The 22,892-nt window shown below is 73.2% G+C and carries 22 protein-coding genes and 1 riboswitch; of the genes, 13 read left to right on the top strand and 9 right to left on the bottom strand.

Annotated features, from left to right (window positions below):
* Nucleotides 1–34 precede the first annotated feature (34 nt).
* Nucleotides 35–1,276: a helix-turn-helix transcriptional regulator gene (locus ACZ5XZ_RS10515; protein ID WP_468976240.1), complete on the top strand. Its 1,242-nt coding sequence runs from the start codon at nucleotides 35–37 to the stop codon at nucleotides 1,274–1,276.
* A gap of 43 nt (nucleotides 1,277–1,319) precedes the next feature.
* On the opposite strand, the gene ACZ5XZ_RS10510 is transcribed toward ACZ5XZ_RS10515, so the two are convergent.
* A complete protein-coding gene (locus ACZ5XZ_RS10510) occupies nucleotides 1,320–1,841 on the bottom strand; it encodes a 4'-phosphopantetheinyl transferase superfamily protein (RefSeq protein WP_468976238.1) in 522 nt (173 codons plus the stop codon).
* Between the two features lie 683 nt (nucleotides 1,842–2,524).
* Nucleotides 2,525–2,773, bottom strand: a complete 249-nt coding sequence (locus ACZ5XZ_RS10505; protein WP_468976611.1) for an acyl carrier protein — start codon at nucleotides 2,771–2,773, stop codon at nucleotides 2,525–2,527.
* A gap of 353 nt (nucleotides 2,774–3,126) precedes the next feature.
* Here ACZ5XZ_RS10505 and fabI point away from each other — a divergent pair, with 353 nt between their 5' ends.
* Genes fabI through ACZ5XZ_RS10490 form a run of 3 tightly spaced genes read left to right on the top strand, consistent with a single transcriptional unit; the run spans nucleotide 3,127 to nucleotide 5,921 of the window.
* Nucleotides 3,127–3,897, top strand: coding sequence for an enoyl-ACP reductase FabI (gene fabI / locus ACZ5XZ_RS10500; RefSeq protein ID WP_468976235.1), 771 nt, complete (start codon nucleotides 3,127–3,129; stop codon nucleotides 3,895–3,897).
* A gap of 6 nt (nucleotides 3,898–3,903) precedes the next feature.
* Entirely contained in the window at nucleotides 3,904–4,416 is a 513-nt protein-coding gene (locus ACZ5XZ_RS10495) for a MaoC family dehydratase (protein ID WP_468976233.1), read from the top strand.
* The gene (locus ACZ5XZ_RS10490; RefSeq protein WP_468976230.1) at nucleotides 4,413–5,921 is read left to right on the top strand and encodes a class I adenylate-forming enzyme family protein; all 1,509 of its coding nucleotides are present in this window, start codon (nucleotides 4,413–4,415) and stop codon (nucleotides 5,919–5,921) included. Before ACZ5XZ_RS10495 ends, ACZ5XZ_RS10490 begins: the two co-directional genes overlap by 4 nt.
* A gap of 207 nt (nucleotides 5,922–6,128) precedes the next feature.
* Here ACZ5XZ_RS10490 and ACZ5XZ_RS10485 read toward each other — a convergent pair whose 3' ends face one another.
* The 4 genes from ACZ5XZ_RS10485 to ACZ5XZ_RS10470 form a co-directional block, all read right to left on the bottom strand.
* Entirely contained in the window at nucleotides 6,129–6,653 is a 525-nt protein-coding gene (locus ACZ5XZ_RS10485) for a DUF6344 domain-containing protein (protein ID WP_468976227.1), read from the bottom strand.
* A gap of 340 nt (nucleotides 6,654–6,993) precedes the next feature.
* Complete coding sequence (locus ACZ5XZ_RS10480; RefSeq protein ID WP_468976224.1) at nucleotides 6,994–7,428, bottom strand: DUF5994 family protein; 435 nt, start codon at nucleotides 7,426–7,428, stop codon at nucleotides 6,994–6,996.
* Nucleotides 7,425–8,411, bottom strand: a complete 987-nt coding sequence (locus ACZ5XZ_RS10475; RefSeq protein WP_468976222.1) for an acyl-CoA desaturase — start codon at nucleotides 8,409–8,411, stop codon at nucleotides 7,425–7,427. The genes ACZ5XZ_RS10480 and ACZ5XZ_RS10475 overlap by 4 nt, the downstream gene beginning before the upstream one ends.
* A complete protein-coding gene (locus ACZ5XZ_RS10470) occupies nucleotides 8,408–8,632 on the bottom strand; it encodes a hypothetical protein (protein WP_468976219.1) in 225 nt (74 codons plus the stop codon). The genes ACZ5XZ_RS10475 and ACZ5XZ_RS10470 overlap by 4 nt, the downstream gene beginning before the upstream one ends.
* 246 nt (nucleotides 8,633–8,878) lie before the next feature.
* Here ACZ5XZ_RS10470 and ACZ5XZ_RS10465 point away from each other — a divergent pair, with 246 nt between their 5' ends.
* On the top strand, nucleotides 8,879–9,334 hold the full coding sequence (locus ACZ5XZ_RS10465; protein WP_384424604.1) for a tellurite resistance TerB family protein: 456 nt from the start codon (nucleotides 8,879–8,881) through the stop codon (nucleotides 9,332–9,334).
* Between the two features lie 121 nt (nucleotides 9,335–9,455).
* Here ACZ5XZ_RS10465 and ACZ5XZ_RS10460 read toward each other — a convergent pair whose 3' ends face one another.
* A complete protein-coding gene (locus ACZ5XZ_RS10460) occupies nucleotides 9,456–10,031 on the bottom strand; it encodes a TerD family protein (protein WP_384424110.1) in 576 nt (191 codons plus the stop codon).
* A gap of 198 nt (nucleotides 10,032–10,229) precedes the next feature.
* Here ACZ5XZ_RS10460 and ACZ5XZ_RS10455 point away from each other — a divergent pair, with 198 nt between their 5' ends.
* The 4 genes from ACZ5XZ_RS10455 (at nucleotide 10,230) to ACZ5XZ_RS10440 (ending at nucleotide 13,882) form a co-directional block, all read left to right on the top strand.
* A complete protein-coding gene (locus ACZ5XZ_RS10455; RefSeq protein WP_468976609.1) occupies nucleotides 10,230–10,727 on the top strand; it encodes a BlaI/MecI/CopY family transcriptional regulator in 498 nt (165 codons plus the stop codon).
* Nucleotides 10,728–10,730: 3 nt separating this feature from the next.
* Nucleotides 10,731–11,696 carry a M56 family metallopeptidase gene (locus tag ACZ5XZ_RS10450; RefSeq protein ID WP_468976216.1) on the top strand — a complete coding sequence of 322 codons (966 nt, stop codon included), beginning with the start codon at nucleotides 10,731–10,733 and terminating at the stop codon, nucleotides 11,694–11,696.
* Nucleotides 11,697–11,923: 227 nt separating this feature from the next.
* Entirely contained in the window at nucleotides 11,924–12,172 is a 249-nt protein-coding gene (locus ACZ5XZ_RS10445) for a hypothetical protein (RefSeq protein WP_468976213.1), read from the top strand.
* Nucleotides 12,173–12,550: 378 nt separating this feature from the next.
* Nucleotides 12,551–13,882 (top strand): LCP family protein, encoded by a 1,332-nt coding sequence (locus ACZ5XZ_RS10440; protein ID WP_468976607.1) that lies wholly within the window; start codon nucleotides 12,551–12,553, stop codon nucleotides 13,880–13,882.
* A 74-nt stretch (nucleotides 13,883–13,956) separates the two neighbouring features.
* Here the strand turns inward: ACZ5XZ_RS10440 and ACZ5XZ_RS10435 are convergent, their stop codons facing one another.
* Nucleotides 13,957–14,226, bottom strand: a complete 270-nt coding sequence (locus ACZ5XZ_RS10435; protein WP_384424113.1) for a DUF1876 domain-containing protein — start codon at nucleotides 14,224–14,226, stop codon at nucleotides 13,957–13,959.
* 219 nt (nucleotides 14,227–14,445) lie between these two features.
* On the opposite strand from ACZ5XZ_RS10435, the gene ACZ5XZ_RS10430 reads away from it, so the two are divergent.
* The gene (locus tag ACZ5XZ_RS10430; protein ID WP_468976210.1) at nucleotides 14,446–15,198 is read left to right on the top strand and encodes a DUF4097 family beta strand repeat-containing protein; all 753 of its coding nucleotides are present in this window, start codon (nucleotides 14,446–14,448) and stop codon (nucleotides 15,196–15,198) included.
* Between the two features lie 119 nt (nucleotides 15,199–15,317).
* Here ACZ5XZ_RS10430 and cobN read toward each other — a convergent pair whose 3' ends face one another.
* Entirely contained in the window at nucleotides 15,318–18,947 is a 3,630-nt protein-coding gene (gene cobN / locus ACZ5XZ_RS10425; RefSeq protein ID WP_468976207.1) for a cobaltochelatase subunit CobN, read from the bottom strand.
* Nucleotides 18,948–18,984: 37 nt separating this feature from the next.
* Nucleotides 18,985–19,117: riboswitch (cobalamin riboswitch) on the bottom strand.
* Nucleotides 19,118–19,310: 193 nt separating this feature from the next.
* On the opposite strand from cobN, the gene cobG reads away from it, so the two are divergent.
* From cobG to ACZ5XZ_RS10410, 3 genes are read left to right on the top strand one after another with little or no spacing between them, the layout of a single operon-like run.
* A complete protein-coding gene (gene cobG, locus ACZ5XZ_RS10420) occupies nucleotides 19,311–20,672 on the top strand; it encodes a precorrin-3B synthase (protein ID WP_468976205.1) in 1,362 nt (453 codons plus the stop codon).
* Complete coding sequence (locus tag ACZ5XZ_RS10415) at nucleotides 20,669–21,301, top strand: precorrin-8X methylmutase (RefSeq protein ID WP_399145961.1); 633 nt, start codon at nucleotides 20,669–20,671, stop codon at nucleotides 21,299–21,301. The genes cobG and ACZ5XZ_RS10415 overlap by 4 nt, the downstream gene beginning before the upstream one ends.
* Nucleotides 21,302–21,303: 2 nt before the next feature.
* Nucleotides 21,304–22,851, top strand: coding sequence for a precorrin-2 C(20)-methyltransferase (locus ACZ5XZ_RS10410; RefSeq protein WP_468976203.1), 1,548 nt, complete (start codon nucleotides 21,304–21,306; stop codon nucleotides 22,849–22,851).
* Nucleotides 22,852–22,892: the final 41 nt, after the last annotated feature.

The following is a 22,892-nucleotide window of genomic DNA, read 5'->3' as shown; positions in this document are numbered from 1 at the left end:
CTTGGTGATTGAGCAGCCTGCTTTCGGGAAGCGAGTGCGGGAGGTCCGGCGCGCTCAGGGTCTGTCCCAGGGGGACCTCGCCGGGGACGATCTCTCCCCCAGCTATGTCTCGCTGGTCGAGAACGGCCGCAGAATCCCGAGCGCCAAGATCGCCCGATCCATCGCCGAACGGCTCGGCACGACGGTCGAGGCGCTCAGCGCCACCGAGGATGCCGGGGACCGGCTCGCCCAGCGCCTGGGCCTGGTAGGCGAGTTGGTGGCCGCCCGCGCCAGTTCGCTGGCCGGCGACTGGCCGGCGGCGCGGCGCCAGCTGGAGTCGGTGGTGGAGCAGGCCGGGGCCGATCAGGACGAGGTGCGCTGGGAGGCGCACTGGGAGCTGGCCGGCGTCCTGGGCCGGCTCGACGAACCGGAGCGCCATGAGGCCGCCCTGCGCCGGCTGCTGGACGACCCGCTCACCCGCTCCGCCCCGGTGCTGCACGCCCGGGTCGCCGTCGAGCTCTCCCAACTGCTGCGCTGCGCGGGCCGCCTCTCGGACGGCGTGCGCTACGCGGAGGAGGCGGTGCGGGTCACCGGCGAGCTGGAGTCCGGCCGCCCGGAGCGGGCGCAGGCCAGGGTGGCGCTGCTGTCCGCGTCCGTCGACAGCGGGGAGTGGAACCGCGCCGAGCAGCTCGGGGCGGAGCTGGGCGAGGAGATCGCGAGCCTGCCGGCCGGTGAACTGCGGGCGAGCGCCCTGTGGGCGGTGGCCGGTGCGCGGTATCTGGGCGGGCAGGCGGACCGTGCGCTGGAGCTGTTCGCCGAGGCGGAGCAGCAGTTGGCCGCGACGGACGGCGTACGGCTCCGGCTGCGGCTGGCCCGGGCCCGTACGCTGCTGGCGCTCGCGGCGGGTCCGGCCGACGAGGCGGACGCCCTGATGGCGCGGGCCCGGCAGGCCGCGGCGCTGGTCGACACCCCGTCCGGCGGGACCTGGCTGGCCCTGCTGGAGACGGCCGCGGCACTGCGCCACAACGACGCCATGGCGGCCGCCGAGCACGCCGCCTCGATCGACCTCGGCGCCGGTGAACTCCCGCCCCTGGACCGCGCCCGCTGTCTGCTCCATCTGGCCCGCGCCCATCGCGCCGACCGCTCCGAGGAGGCCGCGGAGGCCGATTTCAAGCTGGCCGCCGAGGGGTACGAGCAGGCCGGCGCCTTCCGGCTGGCGCTGGAGAGCTGGCGTGAGCTGAGCGCCGGCGGCCGCACGGGCGAGGGGCCGGATCCGCACGCGGTGCTGATGCCGTAGGGGGCGTCTACCCGAGCCGGCGCCGGACGGCCGGCCTACGGCGTCACGTCTTCGGCTGCGCCTCAGGGGAGTCGGGCTGCCACATGCGCACGCCGGGTGCGGGAGCGGTGGTGGCCGCGCAGGCCACCGTCTGCGGGCCGGCGGGCAGATCGTGGACGTAGGCGACGCCGCCGGGGTGTGCGCGGGACGCCGGGATCACGACCTTGCCGTCCCGCGCCTCGCTCAGCGCGTCGATCTCGTCGACGGTGGCCAGCCCGCCCGGTCCGGTCAACCGCAGGGCCGCTTCCTTACGGGTCCACAGCTGGGCCAGCCGGTGCGCCCGCCGGTCCGCGGGCACCTCCTGGATGTGCCGGCGTTCCGACGCGGTGAAGGGGAGCAGCAGATCGCGGACGGGGCCGGATGGAACGGTGTGCACGGACAGGGCCACCGGGAGGTCCCGCATCAGGGCGAGGAGTTGCCGTCCGGGGTCGGCGGTGATGCCGAGGCAAAGGCGGGCGCCCGGGGGCCAGCCGGTGCCGGTGGGCGGTTCGGCGAACGCCGGCCGGCCGAAGCCGTCTCGGATCACCGGAATATCGCGTGGGGGACAATGCAGTAATCGACCGAGAAAGGCCGTCAAACAGTCGTTCTCTCGAATATCGCCGGTCGTGGGCGAGAAGATATGTAAACCGCCGTCGGCTAATTCAGGGGAGCGGGCGGGGTCCCAACTTCCGTACCAGTCGGGTGGGTTGGCCGTGTCGCGCGGGCCCTCGGCGTGACCGCTGCCGCCGCTTGCGCTGCCGTCGTCGCGGCCGTTGTCATGGTTGAGTGAATGCACGCCATGGAAAGACTGGTCCCCCCGCATAGATCCCCTCGCACCATGTCTCCTTTCCGCGGACCGTCGTATCCGGGAAAGCAGTGCAGTGAGTCGATTTGGTTTTCCCTCCGGAGATCCTCAAGGTAGCCCTGGCCTATGCCTGCGTCAACAAGTGACGACCGGAAATCAACTTCGGTTTACTCGCGGGCATTACCAGATTTCGCCATGTCGAGCCCTCGTCAGGGGGCCGCCTTCTCCGGTTCACGGCGACGGGAGCGCCGGGTGATCTGCGGCCTTTCCGGGGGGTGCGCGGCGGGCGGGCCGCCGATACGCCAAGGAGAAGGGGGACACTGACTTTTATTCATGCGCCTGGGGCAAAGCTGCTCCTGCCGGACGGGCGGCCCGGCAGGAGCGCGCCGATCGGGTACCGGGCGGTGTTCGCGGTGCCGCCGGGATCAGGACGCCAGCTGCTTCTCGACTCGTAGCACTATGTCCAAAACTGTGCGCATGTCCTTCATCTCCTCTTCGGGCAGCGCGATCCCGAAACGCTCCTCGGCGACGACGATGACCTCCGCCATCGCCAGGGAGTCCACGTCCAACTCCTCGACCAGGGACTTCTCCTCGGTCACCTCGGCCGGCAGGACGCCGGCCACCTCGTGCAGGATCTCGGCGAGTTGAACAACGATCTCTTCGCGGGTCGGGATGGTCACGGCGGTCACCTCTCTGCGGAACGGGGGAGTGCGTCACCGGTCGGCCGCGAGGCTCGGGGGTCGCACGGGAATCGCACGGGGTGTGAAGGCGTGCGGCGCACGGCGGCCGGGGCGGCCGAAGCCGGCGCGGTCCGAGGCGGTCCGGCGCTGGTTCGAGGCCATGCGCCTACACCACCGGCCGGAAGGCGTGACATCAGAGTCATTCCTTTGACTGCACTTGACAGTTCTAGTCAACTGGAGGTCCGATAGGTTGTCAATGACGATCTATCAAGACCAAGCCAGGACAATGCTTCTGAGTTATCTTCAGTGACTCTGAAGTCGATGACGAGTCAGACGGAGGAACCGCAATGGGCGGTCTGCTCGACGGAAAGCGGCTGGTTGTCACCGGTGTGATCACCGAACGCTCCATCGCCTACGCGGTGGCGCGGCTCGCCCAGGAACAGGGCGCCAAGATCGTCCTCACCGCGTACGGGCGGCCGAGCCTGGTGGCCCGGCTCGCCCGGCGGCTCCCGCAGGAGCCCCCTGTCGTGGAGCTGGACGTCACCGACGAGGCCCAGCTCGCCACGCTCGCCGACCGGGTCGGCGCCCACCTCGACGGGCTCGACGGTGTGCTGCACTCCGTCGCCAACGCCCCCGCGGCCTGCCTGGACGGCGGCTTTCTGACCGCGTCGTGGCGCGAGGTGTCCGCCGCGCTGCACACCTCGACCTACTCCCTGGTGGCGCTCACCATGGCCTGCCGGCCGCTGCTGCGCCCCGGCGCCTCGGTCGTCGGTGTGGACTTCGACGCCTCCCGCGCCTGGCCGGGATATGACTGGATGGGCGTCGCCAAGGCGGGACTTGAGGCCTGCTCGCGCTATCTGGCGCGCGACCTCGGCGGACAGGGCATACGGGCCAACCTCGTCGCGGCCGGACCGCTGCGCACCCTGGCCGCACGGGGCATCGGCGGCGACGGACCGTCCTTCGAGAAGAGCTGGGCGACCCGCGCGCCACTGGGCTGGGACCCCGAGGACGCAGGGCCGGTGGCCCGTACCTGCGTGGCCCTGCTGTCGGACTGGTTACCCGCCACCACCGGCGAGATCGTGCACGCGGACGGCGGCCGCCACATGATCGGCGACTGACGGCCGATGACGCAGCCCACGAGCCTGCGCTGCGGCCCGTACGCCATCGACCGGGAGCGGATCGCCGCCTTCGCCGCCGCGCTCGGCGACCCCCACCCCGCGTACACCGACCCCGACGCCGCACGCGCCCTCGGCCACCCGGACACCATCGCCCCGCCCACCTACCTCGCCGCCCTCGCCGCACGCGCCGAGGACGCCCTGCTCAGCGCACGGCCCCAGATCACCACCCTCGACGGCGCCGTGCACCGCTCGCAGTCGCTGCGCCACGCCCGCCCCGCACACGCCGGGGACACCCTCCACGCCACCGTCCGCCTCACCGAGGCCACCGCCCTCGCGGGCTGTGAACTGCTGACGCTGGACTGCGAGTTCCATGACGCGGCCGGCCTGTGGGTGGCCACCACCACCTCCGCACTGCTGTGCCGGGCCGCCACCGGCCCGCCTCCCGCCCAGCCCAGGCCGGGCAGAAGACGGCCCCGTCCCCCGCGCCCCCTCGACCCCACGGGATCGGAGCACCCATGACCGACACCATCGCCCCTCCGGTCGCCGCCGCCCGGCTCGTCGACGGGACCGCGCCCTCGCTCGGCGGTACCGGCCGGCTCGACGGACCGGCGCTCACCCGCCGGGTGCAGACCACCGCCCACGCCCTTGCCCGCCTCGGGCTCCGCTCCGGCGACCGGGTCCTGGTCCAGGGCGACAACAGCGTCGACTACGTCGTGACGCTGCTGGCCCTGATGCGGCTGGACACCTCGCTCATCCCGGTCGACCACCGGCTCTCCGGCGCCGACGCCACCGCGGCCGCCCGCCAGGCCCGCGCCCGCTGGCTGGTCACCGCCGCCGACCACGCCACCGGCTTCCCCGGCATCCCCGACCGGCGCGTCGTCCACTACCCCGGGCTCGCCGCCGACGCTCCGCCGCCGCCCCCGGCCGAGGTCGACCTGACGCCCTGGTTCCGCCGCCCCGACGCGCTGGTCCTGTGGTCCTCGGGCACCACCGGGCGCCCCAAAGGCATCGTCAAGCCCGGCCACGCGGTCCTCGACAACTCACTGCGCACCATCCAGGCCATGGGCTACCGCGCGGACGACGTCCTCGCCCCGCTGCTGCCGTTCTCCCACCAGTACGGGCTCTCCGTGATCCTGCTGTGGTGGCTGGCCCGCTGCACCCTGCTGGTCACGCCCTACCAGCGGCTCGACGCGGCCGTCACCCAGGCCGCCGCGCACGGCGCCACCGCCGTGGACGCCGCTCCCTCCACCTACCACTCGCTCCTGGGCGTGGTGCGGCGCCGGCCCGAGGTGCGCGCCGGGCTCGCGGGCGTCCGCCTCTGGGGCGTGGGCGGGGCACCGCTGCCCGCCCCGCTGGCGGAGTCCTTCCGCACGGCAATGGGCCGCCCGCTGCTGGACGGCTACGGCCTGACGGAACTCGGCAACGTCGCGCTGGCCACGCCCGACGCACCGCACGGCTGCGGGCGTCCGCTGCCCGGCGTGCGGCTGCGCGTGCTGCGCCCCGACGGCACCGCTGCCGACCCCGGCGAGCTGGGCGTCATCGAGGTGCGCTCCCCCGGGCTGATGGCCGGCTACCTCCAGGAGGACGGCTCGCTCACGCCCGTCGATCCGGACGCCTGGTATCCGACGGCCGATCTGGGCAGCGTCGACACCGAGGGAACCGTACGGGTGGTGGGCCGCAATCAGGCCGTGCACCGGCTGGGTTTCACGCTCTACCCCGAGAGCCTGGAGCGTCGTGCCGAGGCCTGCGGGCGCCCGGTCAAGGTGCTGGCGGTCGCGGACCAACGCCGCGGCAGCGCACTGCACTTCGTCGTCGCGGACCCCGAGGGCGAGGCTCCGCTCACCTGGCGCCGGCGGCTCGTCGAGCACCTCGCGGAGTACGAACAGCCCAACGCGGTTCATGTCGTGGGCCACTTCCCGCTCACGGCCAACGGCAAGCCGGACACGCGCGCGTTGCGTGCTCAGCTGGGGCTGGAGCTGGGAGTGGGTCCGGAACCGGTGCCCCGGCAGGGGGGCGGCCGCTAGAACTCCGGGCGCTGTGGGGGTGGTTCAGGTCTGTGGGTGTCTGCTGCTGCGTGACCGTGGGCGGCTCTGCGGGCGTTTCACGTGAAACATCTCGGAGCCTTCACCGGTTCTGTGGCCTGCTCTGCGTCCGGCTCTGCCCGGTTCTGTGCCCGGTTCTGCGTCCAGGGCGGTTTCCGGTCTCGTTCTCAAGAACTGCCGCTGACCGGCTCAGATGCTGCGGGTGATGGGCGTGTGACGACGGGCCGCCGGGATGACCGCGGAGCGCGCGTCCACGTCGGAGTGCAGCGCGGCGTCGACCGTTGCGGCGGGCAGCGGCTCCATGCCGCGGATGCAGCGGCTGCGCAGGCCGGGCGAGGCCCCGTGCGCCTCGGCGCTGATCCGCTGCTTGATCGTCGGCGGCAGCTCCGGCCGGGCGAACATCCGCAGGTTGGACGCGGAGGGGCCGATCACCGGCACGCCACGTGGTCCGGGCACGGTGGGCACGGCACGGGAGGCAGGCACCTTGCACGTGCCCGTTCCCGGGTCGTGGTCCGGCTCGGCGCGGTGCACCGCCTTGGGCGTCTCGTCGCCCGGGGCGTCGGAGTCCGCGTTCGCGTCGCCCAGGGTCCGCTCGTACAGCGCGGCGTCCCGGCGCGCAGCCGACGCCGCCGCGGAGACGCCCAGTGACGCCAGCAGCTTGCCCAGCATCGCCAGGCACACCGCCCAGAACTTCATGACCTTGGTCGCAGCCATGGTCCCCTCGCTTTCGATCTGGATCTGCCCGTGAGATCCGTTGCCGCTACTTCTCCTGCACCGCTGCAGTTGCGGAGCTCCGCTCGTATCGCTTACGTTGCGCCGCTTCTGTTGCGTTTTCTTATGATGAGTACGCAATGGGAGGATTCACGGACCGACGCCCCCGGATCGGCGTTCTTCGGATGAACACCACCCGTACGCAGTAGCCGCCGCCCTCGGACAGCAGGTCGGCGACGGGTCGCCGGCCGCTCGGGCGACCGGTTCGCGGCCCCTTCGCGCACACGGGGCGAGCGCCGCGGATGCGTGCGGCGGATTCCTGGGATATGGCAGGTCTGCCGGCTCAGGCCGGTGCCGGCTCCCCTGTGCGGGCCATCTCGGCCATGATGCGGACGGCCTCGGGTTCGGGGGTGTCGGGCGGGATGATCAGGAGGTCCCAGCGGCCGTGGCCGGGGGAGACCAGGCAGATGGTGTCCGGGCCGGGGCGGCCGGTGGTTCTGCGGAGCCGGACGACATGGCCGCCGACGAGGGTGTGGGCGGGGAGGGCGGGCCAGACCGCGCCGTTCACCGTGGCGTGGGTGATCCGCGGCCAGTCGAAGGGCAACGCGGTCAGCAGCTCGGGGAGTTCGGCCAGCAGGTCGGTGGAGTGCGGCCACCAGACACCGTCGATGCGGCGCACCGTGCCGGCGTGCGGCGCGATGGCCAGACGGGCGACGAGCGGTGGGGCGTGGTGCCCGGGATGTGCCGAGTGGACGGGGTCCCCGGAGGCGGTGGTCATGCGGTGCTCCTGACGCGACGGGCGGCGACCCTGGCGGGGTCGGGCCAGCGCACGTCCCAGACCCAGCCGAGGCGTTCGAAGAGCCGGATGACGGCTGCCGACACATCGATCTGACCGCGGTCGACGCCGTGCCGGGCGCAGGTCGGATCGGCGTGGTGCAGGTTGTGCCAGCTCTCGCCGAACGACAGCAGGGCCAGCGGCCACAGGTTGGTCGCCCGGTCGTGGCGCCGGGTGCGGAACGGCCGCTCGCCGATGACGTGGCAGAGCGAATTGACGCTCCAGGTGACGTGGTGCAGCAGCGCGATCCGGATGAACCCCGCCCACAGCAGGGCGGTCAGCGCGGTGACCCAGCTGCCGCCGAGCGCGAAGCCCAGCGCGAACGGCAGCCCGAGGGTGAGCAGGCACAGCGCGGGGAAGGCCCGGTCCACGGCGCGGATACCGCGGTCGGCGAGCAGATCGGGCGCGAAGCGCCGGTGCGAGGTGGGGTCGTTGCCGAAGAGCCAGCCGATGTGGGAGTGGACCAGTCCGCGCAGCTGCCCGCGCAGGCTGGTGCCGTAGCGGTAGGGGGAGTGCGGATCGCCGGGGCGGTCGGTGTAGGCGTGGTGGCGGCGGTGGGTGGCGACCCAGTCGATGACATCGCCCTGGAAGCTGAGCGAGCCGGCGACGGCCAGCGCGATCCGCAGCGCGGGGGCGGCGGTGTAGCTGCCGTGGGTCAGACCGCGGTGGAAGCCGATGGTGACGCCCAGGCCGGAGATGACGTAGAAGACCGCCAGCAGGACGAGATCGGTGAGGTGGACGACGCTGCCCCACAGGAGGGGGATGGCGACGCCCAGGCCGACGAAGGGGGCGACGACGATGATGCCGGTGACCGTGACGTACATCCGCCGGCCGCCGCTCGGCGGGGTGTCCGCGCCGCGGTCGGGAAACGGCGAGGTCCCGTCGTAGTCCCGCGCCGACGGGAAGGTGCGGGCGGTCGAGGTCACAGGTCGCTGCCCGCCTTACCGGAGGGCGGCGGGCCGGCCACCCGTGGTCCGGCGCGGCTGCCCCGCGGCCGCTTGTGCATCCGCTGCCGCACCGACTGCTTCCAGTCCGCGTACCGGTGGGTGGCCATCCGTCCGGCCTGCTGCGCATTGACCCGGACGATGAACAGCGCCCCCAGCGCGACCAGCGCCAGCAGCACGACCACGGTCAACAGAGTCTGCATGGTGCTCACCTCACCGAATCCCTGGGTGGTCGGTCCCTGGGCGTCCCCGGGTGTCGTTCGGTGTTCCGGTGCCTCCAAGGTACCCCTCGGCCGCCCGGTACATCCCCTTATGGGTGGTGATACCCCGTGGACTCCCGATGCACCCCGGCCCGGGGGGCGCGACGCAGCAACTTCTACAAGACTGTAGATTTTACTTACGCATGACCATCACGCGTGACCATCGCTTCACACATGGAGGAGACCCTCATGGCGCTGTGGGACCGGATCAAGGATTCCGCCCAGACGATGCAGACCCAGCTCGTCGCCAAGAAGAACGACCTCAAGAGCGGCGCCTTCCGGGACGCGAGCATGGCGATGTGCGCCCTGGTGGCCGCCGCCGACGGCACCGTCGACCCGACCGAGCGGCGGCGGGTCGCCCAGCTCATCGCGACCAACGAGGTGCTGCAGAACTTCGCCGCGGACGATCTGCAGCGCCGCTTCGACGGCTACCTCGACAAGCTGACCGCCGACTTCGACTTCGGCAAGGTCAGCGTGCTCCAGGAGGTCGGCAAGGTGAAGAAGAAGCCGACCGAGGCGCGCGCCGTCATCCAGATCGGCATCGTCATCGGCGGCGCGGACGGGGACTTCGACAAGACGGAGCAGGCGCTGGTGCGCGAGGTGTGCTTCGCCCTGGGCATCGCGCCGGCCGAGTTCGATCTCTGACCCGCGCGGCCCGGTTCCCGGGCACGCGCGCCGTCCGGCCTCCGGGCGGGCGGGAGCGGGAGGGCGGGGGAGGCGCGGCGCCCAGCGGCGGCCGCTCCTCCCCCGCCCGTGCGGGAAGCGCTCAGACGTTGACGCCGAAGTCCGCGGCGATGCCCGCCAGACCGGACGCGTATCCCTGGCCCACCGCGCGGAACTTCCACTCCGCACCGTGCCGGTAGAGCTCACCGAAGACCATCGCGGTCTCGGTCGAGGCGTCCTCGCTCAGGTCGTAGCGGGCCAGCTCGGCCCCGTCCGCCTGGTTGACGACGCGGATGAAGGCGTTGCGGACCTGGCCGAAACTCTGCCCCCGGCTCTCCGCGTCGTGGATCGACACCGGGAAGACGATCTTCGCGATGTCGGCGGGCACGGCCGACAGATTGACGTTGAGGGACTCGTCGTCCCCCTCGCCCTCACCGGTCAGGTTGTCGCCGGTGTGCTCCACCGAGCCGTCGGGGCTGGTGAGGTTGTTGTAGAAGACGAAGTGCGCGTCCGAGGCGACCTTGCCCGCCTCGGTGCACAGCAGCGCACTGGCGTCCAGGTCGTAGTCGGCGCCCGTCGTCGTCCGTACGTCCCAGCCGAGGCCGACCGTGACCGCGGTCAGTCCGGGCGCTTCCTTCGACAAAGAGACGTTGCCGCCCTTGGCCAGCGAGACTCCCATGGCTTCCTCCAGGTGTTGCCTGCGTTCCGGGATCGGCCAAAATCTACAGGAGTGTAGAAGTAAAGGGGTCGGGTCTGCGGCGTCGGACTACCGGCCGATGTCCGACCGCCCGGATCCAGCCACTCGACGACCGGCCACGCCGTAAAATGCCCCGATGTCCCGGCCGGCGGGACACTCGGCGTGATGGGAGGCGACGGCATGGGCGGCAAGCCCTTCGGGAAGGCGCCGGGTGCTGGGGGTGCCCGCCGACGTGGACAGGGTGAGCTGGAGGGCCAGGTGCTGGCCGCGCTGCACCACGCACCGGGTCCGGCGTCCGCCGCCTGGGTGCAGGAACGGCTCGGCGGCGACCTCGCGTACACGACGGTGATGACGATCCTGTCCCGGCTGCACGCCAAGCAGGCCGTCACCCGCGAGCGGTCCGGCCGCGCCTATCTGTGGACGCCGGCCGCCGACGAGGCCGGGCTCGCCGCGCTGCGGATGCGCCGCGTCCTGGACGGCGAACCGGACCGCGACGCCGTGCTGACCAGCTTCGTCTCCGCGCTCTCGGCGCACGACGAGCAGCTGCTGCGCACCCTGCTCGACCGCGCCACGACCGGCGGCGGCGAGAGCGACCCGGCCGACGCCCCGGCCGCGGCCGCGGAACCACCCGCGGCCCCCGCCCGGCACCGCCCCTCGGACGAAGCGCGCGGAGGCTGACCGGTGGGTGTCTTCGTGTTCCTGCCGCTCGTCCTGCCGCTCACCGCGCTGCCGATCGCCCGGCTCGCGGAGCAGCACCTCCACCCGCGCGTCACCACCCGCCTGCTGACCCTGCTCGCCACCGTCCTGGGCGTGTGCAGCACCCTGTGCCTGGCGCTGCTGATGGTCGTCGGCACCGCCCAGCTGCCCGGCAATCCGCTGCCCGACGGCTGGTCGGACCCCGAGGTGCGGGCCGCGGTCCCCTACGCCGAGGTGGCCGGCGCCGCCGCGATCCCGCTGCTGGCCGTCGCGCTCACCGTCTGCGCTGCCGCGCTGCGCCGGCACCACCGGATCCGGACCCGTACGCACCGCGCGCTGGACGTCCTGCCCGCCGGGGCCGACCCCGCGGTGCTGCCCGACGACGATCCGTACGCCTACGCCGTGCCCGGCACCCCGGGCCGCCCCGGCCGCCCCGCCAGGCCCGGCCGGATCGCGGTCTCCCGCGGCATGTTGCGCAGCCTGGACGGCGATGAGCGGCGCGCCCTGTTCGCCCATGAGCGCGCGCATCTGCGCTGCCACCACCACCGCTACCTGCTCGCGGTGCGCCTGGCCGGCTGCGTCAACCCGCTGCTACTGCCGCTGCGCTCCGCGGTCGCCTTCGCCACCGAGCGCTGGGCGGACGAGGAGGCGGCGCGGGTGGTGGGCGACCGGCGGCTGACCGCGCGCGCCGTGGGCCGGGCCGCGCTGATCTCGCGGCCCGGGCCGGCTCCGGAGCTGGCCCACTTCGCGGCGCCCGCACCGGGTCCGGTGCCGCGCCGGGTGGCGGCGCTGCTCGGGCCCGTGCCGCCGACCCGGCACTGGCCGCCGGCGCTGACCCCGGCGGGACTGGCGGCGCTGATAGCTGCCGCGGGCACGGCCGCCTCCGCGCTCTCCGCGCTCAATGCGGCGGTGGCGCTGTTCGTCGTCCTCAAGGCGGCGACACCGCTCTGACGGGGTCGCCCGTGTGCCGGCGGACCGGGCCGGACACGCCAGAGTGCGCCCGGTTCGCCGTTCCCGGGGCGGCGAGCCCGCTCTAGCGGCACACTGATCCCTGGCCCTCACCGGGACCGCCCGCAGACCGCTGTGAGCGGTCGCATAACCGGCAACTTCTACAACCCTGTAGACGCCCCGGTAGAGTTGCGCGGACATATGCGCAACAGGCGCGTCCGGAGGGGGAGATGGCGACGAGGTGCGGACTCCTGACCTGGGACTGCCCGCCTCCAGAGGCGGAGGTGCGATGGGTCTATCAGCCCGTGGAGGTCCAATACCCGGACGGGACATGGGAGTTGGGCCGCATCAGCGCCTGGTGGACCGACGGTGCGGGCGAGCTGTGGTGCCGGCTGCGCACGCTTCCCGGCGGCACGGGTCCGCAGTGGCATCGCTACGACCCCGACTCCATCCGGCTCCTGCCGAGCACGGGCATCTGACCCGCCACCTGCGCCGGTTACCGCTGAGGCCGGCCTCGGGCGCGGTTTCACGTGAAACCGCGCCGTCCCCCGCACAGCACCACTCGCACTATCCGCACCGCTCGCATCACCAGCAACAGAAGGACCAGAAGGGCCATCGGCGTGCATGACAGGCAGACGCACCAGAAGACGGCCCGACGGGGCGGCGGCGCACCCGGCTCGTTGCGTACCGGTGACGGCTCACGTACCCGTGGCGAGAACTCGCGCGCCGGCGGCGACGGCTCCGGGGCGGTCCGCGACGGCTCCCGGGCGTCCGGTGCCGCGTCCCGCCGTAGGACCGCCGGCTCCTCCCGCGCGGCCGGCGGATCCCGGCGGGCGGCCGGCACCGGGAAGGTGCGGATGACCCGCCGCGGGCGCATCGTCGCCTGGACCGGCGGCGCGCTCGGCGTGCTGCTGCTCGGCGCGGCGGGTGTCGGCGTCTGGGCCTATGTCCAGCTGGACGGCAACATCCGCGGCGCGGACATCAGCATCGACGGCAAGCGGCCGACCAACCTCAGCCCCGGCTCCAAGAACATCCTGCTCGTCGGCTCCGACAGCCGCGCCGGCGCCAACGCCAAGTACGGCAAGGACCTGACCACCATGCAGTCGGACACGCTGATGGTGCTGCACATCGCGGCCAACCACGAGTGGGCCACCGCACTGTCCTTCCCCCGTGACTCCTGGGTGCAGATCCCCTCCTGCACCCGCGGCAACGGCACGAAGTCGTCCCCGCACCACTTCAAGATCAACGAGGCGTTCTCGATCGGCGGCGACTCCGGCGACATCTCCAAGGCGGCCGCCTGCACCATCAAGACCGTCGAGCGGAACACCGGACTGCGCATCGACAACTTCGCCTCGATCGACTTCCAGGGCTTCAAGGGCATGGTCAACGCCCTGGACGGCATCAAGGTCTGTCCCCAGCACGCCATCCACGACAAGAAGGCCCACCTCGACCTGGAGGCGGGCTGCCAGACCGTACGGGACGAGAAGGCGCTCGGGTACGTGCGTACCCGCTACAGCGTCGGTGACGGCTCCGACCTGGGCCGCATCGGCCGCCAGCAGGAGTTCATGAAGGCGCTGGGCGAAAAGGCGCAGGAGAAGCTGACCAGCCCCGGGGCGCTCTACAACTTCCTCGACTCCGCGACCAAGTCCGTGACCACCGACAGGGACCTGGACAGCATCGACGCCCTCACCGACCTCGCCTCGACGGTCAAGGACATCCCCAGCGACCGCCTCACCTTCGTGACCGTGCCCAACTACTACCGCGAGGCCGACGTCCCCACCGACAAGGCCAATGTGGTCTGGCAGTATCCGCAGGCCGGCCAGCTGTTCAGCGACCTCGCCCATGACCGCGAGCTCGGCGCCGCCGGCAAGAAGCGGCTCGCCGAGGCCGCGAAGAACCCCGTCACCGCGCGCTCCGTCCAGGTCCGCGTCCTCAACGGCACCGGCACCCCCGGCCAGGCCGCCTCGGCCGCCGAGCAGCTGCGCAGGCTCGGCTTCACGGTCATCGCCACCGGCAACGCCCCGGCGACCGACCAGACCGCCCTCACCTACCCCGCCGGGCTCAAGGTCCAGAGCGAGGTGCTCGCCGCCCACCTGTCCGGCGCCAGGGCGACCGAGTCGGCCGGCGCGGCACCGGGCGCGGTGACGCTGACGATCGGGCCGGACTTCGCGGCGAAGTTCGGCGGGTAGGGGCGGGTCGGGCCGTGCGGCGGCAGCCCGCCGCACGGCAGACCAACGGCACCGCAGGCGCAGGGCGTAGGCCGTCAGACCCGCAGGTGCTCCACCGGCCGGGCCGTGTGCACCTCGATGTCGTGCGCGGCCCGCTGCACCAGCTGATGGCTGAGGTCCGACATCGCCCGGGCCACCGCCAACTCGTCCCCGATGGCCGGGACGTTCTCATCGGCAGGGTTGCAGCGAGCCGTCCCCTGGCCGACCATCTGCCCGCCCTCCTTGCCGCGCAGCCTGGCCTCGGCCCTGACCTCGCTGTCGGTCTCGGTGATGGTGATCTCGGCATTCCATGTCTTCGTGGTCACCGGAAACCTCCTCATATGCCCCATACGCAGCACAGGACCTGCCCCCACCAAAATCGTCGCACCACCGCCGACGGGCCGCACCTGGGGATCACCGCACCTCAGGTGTGGGGTTTTCCCCATGGTGGGGGCCGCGGCGGGCGACCTAGCCTGAGGTTCGTGGCGCCGGAATGGGGACCGGGCCACCCACCTCAGCAACTTTCCAGCACATCGGGGGACTTCATGAGCAAGCGCGTCCGCGTCATCGGGACCGTCGCGATGGTCTGCGCCGGGGCGTGGGGCATCGGCGCCTGCGGCCTGTCGCCGGCCGAGACCTTCAAGGACGACGCCGTGGTGTCGAAGAAGATCACCGCCATCCGGCTCGACGGCGACTCCGGCGGGCTCACGGTGCACGGCGGCAAGGGCGGCGGTGCGGGCGAGGCCACGGTGTCGGTGCACCGCTCGGTCAGCTACCACGGCGACCGGCCGGAGGGTGCGACGCATCGCGTCGAGGACGGTGTGCTGGTGCTCGGGGACTGCGGCGACGACTGCACGGTGGACTACACGCTCGAGGTGCCGGCGGGCCTACCGGTGAGCGGGCAGACCTCGAACGGCTCGGTGAGCCTGAGCAAGGTGGGCGCGGTGAACGTGACCACCAGCTCCGGGGAGGTCGAGCTGGACGGCGTCACCGGCCCGGTCGACGTGCGGACCTCCAACGGCCAGATCACCGGCCGCGGCCTGTCGGGCAGGCACATCGACGCCGAGACCTCCAACGGGGGCATCGAGCTGTCTCCCGCCACCGCGCAGAACATCCGGGCGAAGACGTCCAACGGCTCGGTCACGGTGAAGGTGCCGAAGGCCCCGTACCGAATATCCGCACAGACCAGCAGCGGCGACAAGAACATCGACGTGGCGAGCGACCCGGCGGCGCGGTACCGGCTGGACCTGATCACCAGCAACGGGGACATCACCGCGGAGCCCGCCCCGGCCGGCTAGCGGGCCCGGCGGCCCGGGCCCGACCGGCCCGGGCGTGCCCGCCGGAGCCCGCCCGGCGGGTCGGCGGCCGAAAGGTCGGCGGCCGGCGGCGACCGGCGTGTCCGCCCGCCCGCCGGTGCTCAGTCCTCGCCCTCCAGCTCGCCCTCCGTCTCCAGGAAGGCCTCGCGCAGGGCCGCCAGCGTCTCGGCGTCCGGCTTCTCCCACATGCCGCGGGATTCGGCCTCCAGGAGGCGTTCGGCGATGCCGTGCAGGGCCCAGGGGTTGGCTTCCTGGAGGAAGGCGCGGTTCTCGGGGTCCAGGACGTAGGTCTGCGCGAGCTTGTCGTACATCCAGTCGGCGACCACACCCGTGGTGGCGTCGTAGCCGAACAAGTAGTCCACGGTCGCGGCGAGTTCGAAGGCGCCCTTGTAGCCGTGGCGGCGCATCGCCTCGATCCAGCGGGGGTTGACCACCCGGGCGCGGAAGACCCGGGAGGTCTCCTCGACAAGGGTGCGGGTGCGGACCGTCTCGGGCCGGGTGGAGTCGCCGATGTACGCCTCGGGGGCCTTGCCCTTGAGTGCCTTGACGGTGGCGACCATGCCTCCGTGGTACTGGAAGTAGTCGTCGGAGTCGGCGATGTCGTGTTCGCGGGTGTCGGTGTTCTTGGCCGCGACCGCGATGCGCTTGTAGGCGGTCTCCATCTCGTCACGAGCCGGGCGGCCCTCCAGCCCGCGGCCGTAGGCGTAGCCGCCCCACACGGTGTAGACCTCGGCGAGGTCCGCGTCCGTGCGCCAGTCGCGGGAGTCGATCAGCTGGAGCAGGCCCGCGCCGTAGGTCCCCGGGCGGGAGCCGAAGATCCGGGTGGTGGCGCGGCGTTCGTCGCCGTGCGCGGCCAGGTCCGCCTGGGCGTGGGCCCGTACGAAGTTCTCGGAGGCGGGCTCGTCGAGGGAGGCGGCCAGCCGTACGGCGTCGTCCAGCAGGCCGATGACGTGCGGGAAGGCGTCCCGGAAGAAGCCGGAGATGCGCAGGGTGACGTCGATACGGGGGCGGCCCAGCTCGGTGAGCGCGATCGGCTCCAGGCCCGTGACACGGCGCGAGGCGTCGTCCCAGACGGGGCGGATGCCCAGCAGTGCGAGGGCCTCGGCCACGTCGTCGCCGCTCGTGCGCATCGCGCTGGTGCCCCACAGGGAGAGGCCGACGGACTGCGGCCATTCGCCGTTGTCGGTGCGGTAGCGCGTCAGGAGGGAGTCGGCGAGTGCCTGGCCGGTCTCCCAGGCGAGCCGGGAGGGGACGGCCTTGGGGTCGACGGAGTAGAAGTTGCGGCCCGTCGGCAGGACGTTGACCAGTCCGCGCAGCGGGGAGCCGGAGGGTCCGGCCGGGACGAAACCGCCGCTGAGCGCGTGGACGGCGTGGTCGATCTCGTCGGTGGTGGCGGCGAGGCGCGGCACGACCTGGCGGGCGGCGAAGTCGAGGATGTCGGCGACCGCGTCCGAGTGGCCGTCGGCGACACGGGCCACCGCGGCCGGGTCCCAGTCCGCGTCCTCCATCGCCTGGACCAGGGCGCGGGCCGTCTCCTCGGCCTCGTCGGCGGTCGTGCGGGTCGCGGCGGACTCGTCGAGGCCGAGCGCCTCGCGCAGACCGGGGAGGGCCTGTGTGCCGCCCCAGATCTGCCGGGCCCGCAGGATGGCGAGCACGAGATTGACCCGGGCCTCACCGGTGGGCGCGCCGCCCAGGACATGCAGACCGTCGCGGATCTGGGCGTCCTTGACCTCGCACAGCCAGCCGTCGACATGCAGCAGGAAGTCGTCGAAGCCCTCGTCGTCGGGGCGTTCGTCCATCCCCAGGTCGTGGTCGAGCTTGGCGGCCTGGATCAGCGTCCAGATCTGGGAGCGGATCGCGGGCAGCTTGGCCGGGTCCATGGAGGAGATCGCCGCGTACTCGTCGAGGAGCTGCTCCAGGCGCGCGATGTCGCCGTAGGACTCGGCGCGGGCCATCGGCGGGACGAGGTGGTCGACGAGGGTGGCGTGGACCCGGCGCTTGGCCTGGGTGCCCTCCCCCGGGTCGTTGACCAGGAAGGGGTAGACGAGCGGGAGGTCGCCGAGCGCGGCGTCCGGGCCGCAGGCGGCGGACAGGCCCGCGTTCTTGCCGGGCAGCCACTCCAGGTTGCCGTGCTTGCCCAGGTGGACCATGGCGTCGGCGCCGAAGCCGCCGTCCTCCTGGGAGGCCGCGATCCAGCGGTAGGCCGCCAAGTAGTGGTGCGAGGGGGGCAGATCGGGGTCGTGGTAGATCGCGATCGGGTTCTCGCCGAAGCCGCGCGGCGGCTGGATGAGGATGAGCAGATTGCCGCGGCGCAGGGCGGCCAGGACGATGTCGCCGTCGGGGTCGCGGCCCGGCTCGCCCGCGTGGCTGCGGTCGAGGAACATCTCGCCCGGCGGCGGCCCCCAGTGCTCCTCGACGGAGTCGCGCAGCTCCTGCGGCAGCGTGGCGTACCAGCGCCGGTAGTCCGCGGCCGGGATGCGGACCGGGTTGCGGGACAGCTGCTCCTCGGTGAGCCACTCCTGGTCATGGCCGCCGGCCTCGATGAGGGCGTAGATCAGCTCGTCGCCGTCACCGGATTCCAGGCCGGGTACGGGCTCGGCGGTCTCGTCGCCGAAGTCGTAGCCGTCCGCCCGGAGGCGGCGCAGCAGAGCGACCGCGCTGGCCGGGGTGTCCAGGCCGACGGCGTTGCCGATGCGGGAGTGCTTGGTCGGGTACGCGGAGAGCACCAGCGCCAGGCGCTTCTCGCCGGCCGGGATGTGCCGCAGCCGGGCGTGGCGCACGGCGATGCCGGCGACCCGGGCGGCGCGTTCGGGGTCGGCGACGTAGACCGGCAGACCGTCCTCGTCGACCTCCTTGAAGGAGAACGGGACGGTGATCAGGCGCCCGTCGAACTCGGGGACGGCGATCTGGCTGGCGGCGTCCAGCGGGGACAGGCCCTCGTCGTTCTCCTCCCAGGCGCTGCGCGACCCGGTCAGGCACAGGGCCTGGAGGATCGGCACGTCGAGCGCGGCGAGCGCGCCCGCGTCCCAGGACTCGTCGTCGCCGCCGGCGGACGCCTCGGCGGGCTTGGTCCCGCCCGCGGCCAGGACGGTGGTGACGATCGCGTCGGCCGGGCGGAGGGCGTCGATCAGCTCCGGCTCGGGTGCGCGCAGCGAGGCGACGAAGAGCGGGCGGGCACGGCCGCCGGCCGCCTCGATCTGCTCGCACAGGGTCCGCACGAAGGCGGTGTTGCCGCTCATGTGGTGGGCGCGGTAGTAGAGCACGGCGACCAGCGGGCCGCTGTCGTTGCGGCTCTCCCAGTCGAGGGGGCCCCAGCTGGGCGCGGCGGCCGGCGACTCGAAGCCGTGGCCGGTCAGCAGGACGGTGTCGGAGAGGAAGCGGGCGAGCTGGTCGAGGTTGGCGGGGCCGCCGTGCGCGAGGTAGGCGTGCGCCTCGGCCGCGATGCCGACCGGGACCGTGGACTGCTCCATGAGCTGGGCGTCGGGGGCCTGTTCACCGGTGAGCACGACGACCGGCCGGTGCTGGTCCTCGGCGAGCAGCAGGTCAAGCCCCTCCTGCCAGGCGCGGATGCCGCCGAGGAGGCGTACGACGACGAGGTCGGTGCCCTCCAGCAGCGCGGGCAGCTCGGCCACGTCGAGGCGGGCGGGGTTGGCGAGGCGGTATGGCACCGGGCCCGTGGCCGCGCGGGCGCTGAGCAGGTCGGTGTCGGAGGTCGACAGCAGCAGAAGCATGCGAGCGCAGGCCTTCCTCGGGGTGTCCGCGCCCCGGGTGGTCGTATGGACGGCGGGAGTTCCTGGCTCACCCGGCACCAGCCGGGTTCACAGTGGCGGGACCGCGCCGGATTCTCACCGGGCTTCCTCCCCTGGGCCGAAGGCCCGGCGCCGTCGCTGGCGTCCGATGGGCCAGCCGACCCACCGACCTGCATAGTAAGGGCTGCGGGCGGCCGAGGTAAGCGGGCCCGGGGGCCGGCCGCCGCGGACCGCCCCGCTCCGCCACGGTCGGGTCCGCGGTCGAGTGCGTGGCCGGTCGGCGACCGGTCCATGGCCGGATCCGCCCCGGATCGGCCGCCCGGCGTCGTGGGTATGCTCGCCGCCATGCCGCCCTCCCCCTCCATCCGGCCCCAGGGGTCCGAACCGCCCATACGGGACCGCGGTGACGCCTGCCCGGGGGCGCTGCGGCTGCACCCGGCGGCCGATGGCCGGCTGGCCCGAGTGCGGGTACCCGCAGGCGACTTGACGGTACGTCAGGCAGATGCGCTGGCCGACGCCGCGGACACCCTCGGGGGCGGGCGGCTCTCCCTGACGTCCCGGGGGAACGTGGAGCTGCGCGGGCTCGCCGAGGGCTGCGGCGGCCGGCTCGCCGGTCTGCTGCGCGACGCCGGTCTGCTGCCCTCCGAGCACCACGAACGCATCCGCAACATCCTCGCCTCCCCGCTGGCCGGGCTCGACCGGCACACCCCTGCTGACGTGCGGTTGTGGGCCCGTGACCTGGACTCTTCGCTCTGTGCGAGCCAGCCCGCGACCGCGCTGTCCGGCCGTTTCCTCTTCGTCCTGGACGACGGACGCGGCGATGTGGCCGCGCTCGGCGGGGATGTGAGCTTGGTCGCAGAACCACCCGCGGTGGCCGGGAGGACCGACGCCGGCGCCGGTGGCACCGCGCTGCTGCGGGTCGGTGACGATCCGGCGGCCCTGCGGATCGCCGGCCCGGACGCACCGCGCGCCGCGCTCACCGCCGCCCTGACATTCCTGGACGCCGCCGCGGCGAGCGGCAGCGGCGCCTGGCGGATCCGCGAACTGCCGGACGGGCACGCGCTGACGGCCCGGCAGGTCGCCGAGCGGCTACGGGCGGCGGGCATCGCGGCCGAGCACGTGGCGGACGGGGCGGGGGCGCTCGGCTCGGTGGCCGCGTACGCCGAGAAGTTCCCGGACTCCTCCGCCCCCGGGGAGGTCGAGGGCTCCGACGGCCGCCGTGCCCTGTGCGTCCTGGCCCCGCTGGGCCGGCTGAGCACCGCCCAGTGGCGCCTGCTCACCGCCATCGCCGCCCAGGACGGCACCGGCGCGCTGCGCCTGACGCCCTGGCGCGGAATCGTCCTGCCCGGTCTGCCGGCCGCCGCGGCCGCCGCCCGGTCGGCCGAGCTGTCCGCCGCCGGCCTGGTCACCGACCCCTCCTCCCCCTGGCACCGGCTCGGCGCGTGCACCGGCCGCCCCGGCTGCGCCAAGTCCCTTACGGACGTCCGCGCGGACGCCGCGGCCGCGGTCGCCGCGGGCGCGCGGACGCCGGACGGCGGCCCGGCCAGCGGGGCGGGCGGGGCGCCCGTCCACTGGTCCGGCTGCGAGCGCCGCTGCGGCCACCCTCACGGCACCTGGGTCGACGTCCTGGCAACGCCGGACGGCTACCAGATATCGGTCGTACGGCCGGATGCACCACCAGCAACGCAAGAAACGAGGCCCCAGTGACCGCCTTCGACTACGAGAAGGACGGTGCGGCGATCTACCGCCAGTCCTTCGCCACGATCCGCGCCGAGGCGGACCTCGCCGGGCTGCCCGCCGACGTCAGTCGGGTGGCGGTCCGGATGATCCACGCCTGCGGCATGGTCGACCTCGTACGCGATCTGGCGTTCACCCCCGAGGTGGTGGCCAACGCCCGCAAGGCGCTGCGCGCCGGTGCGCCGATCCTGTGCGACGCCAACATGGTCGCCAGCGGCGTCACCCGCAAGCGGCTGCCGGCCGACAACGAGGTGCTGTGCACGCTCGCCGACCCGTCGGTGCCGGAGCTGGCCGCCCGGATGGGCACCACCCGCAGCGCCGCCGCGCTGGAGCTGTGGCGCGACCGCATGGAGGGCGCCGTGGTGGCCGTCGGCAACGCGCCCACCGCGCTCTTCCGACTGCTCGAAATGATCGAGGAGGGGGCACCCCGCCCCGCCGCCGTGCTCGGCATACCCGTCGGCTTCATCGGCGCGGCGGAGTCCAAGGACGCGCTGATCGCCCACCCGTCGAAGCTGGACCACATCGTGGTGCGCGGGCGCCGGGGCGGCAGCGCCATGGCCGCGGCCGCGATCAACGCCCTGGCAAGCGAGGAAGAGTAAGCGTGAGCGAGCAGCAACTGACCGGTCGCCTCTACGGCGTGGGCCTCGGCCCCGGTGACCCGTCCCTGATGACCGTACGTGCCGTCCAGGTCATCGCCGCGGCCGACGTCATCGCGTACCACAGCGCCCGGCACGGACGCTCCATCGCACGCGCGATAGCCGCCGAGCACCTGCGCGCCGACCACATCGAGGAGGCGCTGGTCTACCCGGTCACCACCGAGTCCACCGACCACCCCGGCGGCTACCGCGGTGCGCTCGACGAGTTCTACGAGGAGGCCGCGGCCCGCCTCGCCGTGCACCTCGACGCCGGCCGCACGGTCGCCGTCATCTCCGAGGGCGACCCGCTCTTCTACGGCTCCTACCAGCACATGCACAAGCGGCTGGCGCACCGGTACCCGACCGAGGTGATCCCCGGGGTCACCTCGATCAGCGCCGCCGCGGCCCGCCTGGGCAAGCCGCTCGCCGAGGCCGACGAGGTCCTGACGATCCTGCCCGGCACGCTGCCGGAGGAGGAGCTGACCGCCCGCCTGGCCTCGACCGACACCGCGGTCGTCATGAAGCTGGGCCGCACCTTCCCCACCGTCCGCCGGGCGATGGAGCGTTCCGGCCGCCTCGCCGAGGCCCACTACGTCGAGCGCGCCACCATGTCCGGCGAACGCACGGACAAACTGGCCGACATCGACTCCGACACCGTCCCCTACTTCTCCGTCTCTGTCGTCGCCAGCCGCGTCGCGGAGCAGTCCTACCAGGCCCCCGAGGCGGCACCGGCCCGCGCCGCCGCCGAGCCCTCCGGCCCCGGTGAGGTCGTGGTCGTCGGCACCGGCCCGGCCGGCCCCCTCTGGCTCACCCCGGAATCCCGCGGCGCCCTCGCCGCCGCGCAGGACCTCGTCGGCTACACCACCTACCTCGACCGCGTCCCGGTACGCCCCGGCCAGCGCCGCCACGGCTCCGACAACAAGGTCGAGTCCGAACGCGCCGAACTCGCCCTGGACCTGGCCCGCCGCGGCCGGCGGGTGGCCGTGGTCTCCGGCGGCGACCCGGGCGTCTTCGCCATGGCCACCGCCGTCCTCGAAGTCGCCTCCCAGGACCCCTACCGCTCCGTGCCCGTACGCGTCCTGCCCGGCGTCACCGCGGCCAACGCGGCCGCCGCCCGCGCCGGCGCCCCGCTCGGCCACGACTACGCGGTCATCTCCCTCTCCGACCGCCTCAAGCCCTGGGAGGTCATCGCCGCCCGCCTCCGCGCCGCCGCGGGCGCCGACCTGGCCCTCGCCCTGTACAACCCCGGCTCCCGCAGCCGCACCTGGCAGGTCGCCAAGGCCCGCGAACTCCTCCTGGAACACCGCGCCCCGGACACCCCGGTCATCCTCGCCCGCGACATCGGCGGCCCCGAGGAGTCGGTCCGCACCGTCGCCCTGACCGACCTGGACCCGAACCAGGTCGACATGCGCACCCTCCTCATCATCGGCTCGTCCCAGACCCAGGTGGTACGGCGCGACGACGGCCGCGACGAGGACGTGGTGTGGACACCGCGGAGGTATCCGGAGGAGTAGCCGGGTTGTGGCCCCGCCCCTGTGATGGGCAGGGGCCACAC

The organism is Streptomyces sp. NPDC033270, assembly GCF_055576575.1.
This window is presented reverse-complemented; position numbering and strand designations above follow the sequence as displayed.

Bases quoted from the DNA above. Each gene is read 5' to 3' on its own strand.
- ACZ5XZ_RS10485 (WP_468976227.1), bottom strand. From the start codon at position 6,653: ATGGCTGCGACCAAGGTCATGAAGTTCTGGGCGGTGTGCCTGGCGATG.
- ACZ5XZ_RS10465 (WP_384424604.1), top strand. From the start codon at position 8,879: ATGGCGCTGTGGGACCGGATCAAGGATTCCGCCCAGACGATGCAGACC.
- ACZ5XZ_RS10460 (WP_384424110.1), bottom strand. From the start codon at position 10,031: ATGGGAGTCTCGCTGGCCAAGGGCGGCAACGTCTCTTTGTCGAAGGAA.
- ACZ5XZ_RS10440 (WP_468976607.1), top strand. From the start codon at position 12,551: ATGACCCGCCGCGGGCGCATCGTCGCCTGGACCGGCGGCGCGCTCGGC.
- ACZ5XZ_RS10445 (WP_468976213.1), top strand. From the start codon at position 11,924: ATGGCGACGAGGTGCGGACTCCTGACCTGGGACTGCCCGCCTCCAGAG.
- cobN (WP_468976207.1), bottom strand. From the start codon at position 18,947: ATGCTTCTGCTGCTGTCGACCTCCGACACCGACCTGCTCAGCGCCCGC.
- ACZ5XZ_RS10430 (WP_468976210.1), top strand. From the start codon at position 14,446: ATGAGCAAGCGCGTCCGCGTCATCGGGACCGTCGCGATGGTCTGCGCC.
- ACZ5XZ_RS10470 (WP_468976219.1), bottom strand. From the start codon at position 8,632: ATGCAGACTCTGTTGACCGTGGTCGTGCTGCTGGCGCTGGTCGCGCTG.
- ACZ5XZ_RS10495 (WP_468976233.1), top strand. From the start codon at position 3,904: ATGACGCAGCCCACGAGCCTGCGCTGCGGCCCGTACGCCATCGACCGG.
- ACZ5XZ_RS10480 (WP_468976224.1), bottom strand. From the start codon at position 7,428: ATGACCACCGCCTCCGGGGACCCCGTCCACTCGGCACATCCCGGGCAC.
- ACZ5XZ_RS10490 (WP_468976230.1), top strand. From the start codon at position 4,413: ATGACCGACACCATCGCCCCTCCGGTCGCCGCCGCCCGGCTCGTCGAC.
- cobG (WP_468976205.1), top strand. From the start codon at position 19,311: ATGCCGCCCTCCCCCTCCATCCGGCCCCAGGGGTCCGAACCGCCCATA.
- ACZ5XZ_RS10455 (WP_468976609.1), top strand. From the start codon at position 10,230: ATGGGCGGCAAGCCCTTCGGGAAGGCGCCGGGTGCTGGGGGTGCCCGC.
- fabI (WP_468976235.1), top strand. From the start codon at position 3,127: ATGGGCGGTCTGCTCGACGGAAAGCGGCTGGTTGTCACCGGTGTGATC.